This window comes from Blautia sp. OF03-15BH (assembly GCF_003463065.1).
Taxonomy (GTDB): domain Bacteria; phylum Bacillota; class Clostridia; order Lachnospirales; family Lachnospiraceae; genus Limivivens.
The window spans coordinates 1-2,540 of record NZ_QSCM01000041.1; the positions used below are offsets into that span (position 1 = coordinate 1).

General features: G+C 42.2%; 2 protein-coding genes. Both read right to left on the bottom strand.

What is annotated here, in order from left to right; all coding sequences use genetic code 11:
* Nucleotides 1-280 precede the first annotated feature (280 nt).
* Nucleotides 281-1,432, bottom strand: a complete 1,152-nt coding sequence (locus DXA57_RS17040) for an IS91 family transposase (RefSeq protein WP_117768434.1) — start codon at nucleotides 1,430-1,432, stop codon at nucleotides 281-283.
* Nucleotides 1,425-2,276 (bottom strand): tyrosine-type recombinase/integrase, encoded by an 852-nt coding sequence (locus DXA57_RS17045; protein WP_117768435.1) that lies wholly within the window; start codon nucleotides 2,274-2,276, stop codon nucleotides 1,425-1,427. The genes DXA57_RS17040 and DXA57_RS17045 overlap by 8 nt, the downstream gene beginning before the upstream one ends.
* Between the last annotated feature and the right edge of the window lie 264 nt (nucleotides 2,277-2,540).

Consider the following 2,540-nt stretch of genomic DNA (forward strand, 5'->3'; position numbering starts at 1 on the left):
AAATTCTTTAGGTTAGAATCGATGATGGAGTAAACGAAAAAGCAGTTTTGACATTTCAGTGAACTGCCCCTTCGTTTACTCCATTTTCGATTTGACCTAATTGAACAAAGTGAGCGTCCGAGTAGCTACTACCTATGGACTTTTAATCTTTTGTTCTTATCCATGATTATACAGGATTTCCTGTGCAGACGCTACAGAAATCAAGGATTTTCAGATAAATAGGTATAACAATTAAACCTCAGGATTTTGAGGCTTAGAAAACATATAAAAGATTTGGATTTTAACACCTTTGCGGTATTCTCAGTTGTGGTTTTCCAAGATGTCCACCGCAGGATTTACATACATAGATGTTTATCCCGTATAGCTGTTTCAATATTTCTGGCATCTCCTTATCCCTGAGCTTTGAAAGATATTTTTTGCATCCGAGGAGATTCCGGCATAAAGTGAGCTTTTTGTGTTTGCTGCGGGAACAAAGAAGTCCATAATGCCGGATCCTGACAAAACGTCTGGGTGGCACATGCATCAGAAAACGCCGTATAAATTCAATACCAGAAAGGGTCAGTTCCTTCCATTGTCCTTCCTTCCGGTAATCCTTAACAGAAAAAGTAACATTTTCATTGTCCATATGGATGATGCGGTGATTGCTGATAGCGATCCTATGGGTATATTTTCCGAGATAATCAATAACAGATTGTGCACCGTTAAAAGTTTTCTTACAGTAAGGAACCCATTCTATATCATAACAGGAATCTATCAGCTTTTTGAAAGCATAATGATTACGGTATTTTTCTGCTGTTCCATGAAACTCAAGCTGATCTGTATTCCAGAGATTTTTCAACTCATCCATATATTTCCCACGAAAGACTCTGGAGATAGCCCATATGGGTAGAAAAAACTCCGTACCATTGTCTTTCCACTCATTTTTAGGTGTCAGGCCGCCGCCAAGCAGTATCGTATGGATATGGGGATGAAAATTCATTTCTGAGCCCCATGTATGCAGGATGCAGATATAACCAACAGAAGCCCCGAGGTGCTTTGAGTCGGATGTCAGTTCCTGAATGGTAGCGGAAGCCGCATGATACAGCGTGTCATATAACAGTTTCTGGTTACTGTAAATGACAGAGTTCAGAATATCAGGGACTGTAAACACCAGATGGAAATAAGGGGCATCAAGCACATCCTCTCTGCGAGCATCCATCCACATTTCCTTCGGAACAGCCTGACACATGGGACAGCAACGGTTCCGGCAGGAATTATAATGGATATGGACAGCACCACAGTCTTCGCATACACTGACATTCGCACCATAAGCTCCTGTTTTGCAATTCAGGATGTTCCGGGCAACTCTTGCCTGTTCCGGGGATGGGGAACAGCTTTCAAGGTATGCCGGATAAAAATGCCGGAAAATATCCTGGACGGTGGGTTTATTCATGGCCGCCACCTTCTTTCCTGTCAAAAGGGCTTTGAATGCCCATCAGGGATTTGTTGCTGACATGAAGATAAACTTCCGTAGATTTCGGATCACGGTGTCCAAGCAGAGCTTGAATGTTCTGCCGTTCTATGCCCTGTTCCATCAGATGGGTTGCAAAGCTATGGCGCAGACAGTGCGGGGTTGCTGTCTTCGGAAGTTCAGCATCAGCTACTGCCCGCCGCATGACCTGTTCCAAAGTACTGACTGTCAGGTAATTACCGGTAAATTTATTCGGAAACAGGATGCCACGGGGACGACCTTTCTCAAACCAGTATTGTGTAAGGATATCCAGACAACGCTTGGAGAGAATGGTATAGCGGTCCATCCGGTTTTTCGTATTCCGGACATGGATCTGCATATTTGAACGTGAGATGTCATCATAGTGAAGATGGATCACTTCAGAAACCCTCATGCCAGAAGAATACATGATTGCGAACATAGCCTTATATTTGATATCGTCAACAGCAGATAACAAACGGTCAATCTCAGAGGCGGTCAGTACAGTCGGAAGTTTATGTTCCAGGATCATACGTGGAACTGTGATATCATCCCAAAGGATATGCAGGACATTCCGATAGAAAAAACGGATAGCAGAATTATAGAGATTCAGGGTTGTGGCTTTCAGTCCTTCCTCTTTTTTCGCAAGCAAAAAAGTCCTGACATCTTGACAGGTAAGCTCTTCAGGATTCTTATTCTGATATTTCAGAAAATAAGAGACATAGTTTTTATAGCAGTTGATGGAACGTTCTTTAAGGTTACGGATTTTTCCGGCTTCCTCAAGCTGTTCTAAATATTTTTCATACATAATAAAATCCTCCATATAAAATCAGTAGTTATCCGGAACACTGCTTTATATGGAGGTGCATTTGGGTCATAAAACCGCTTGCCAATCAAGCGGAAGGGTGGTATTCTGTTCATAGGCAGTGGGAAGGTTGATCCTGTTTGATTGTTTCGTTGTGGTGACTTAACAATACTACTTTTAGGACTTGCTTTCCACTGTTTTGTTATAGAAAAAAGAAAATCGCTATGCCATAGCCTTGGTAGGCCATCGCGCAGCGATTTTGTTCAA

What these genes read in the sequence shown, in the direction of transcription:
- DXA57_RS17040 (WP_117768434.1), bottom strand. Translation starts at nt 1,432, where the DNA reads ATGAATAAACCCACCGTCCAGGATATTTTCCGGCATTTTTATCCGGCA.
- DXA57_RS17045 (WP_117768435.1), bottom strand. Translation starts at nt 2,276, where the DNA reads ATGTATGAAAAATATTTAGAACAGCTTGAGGAAGCCGGAAAAATCCGT.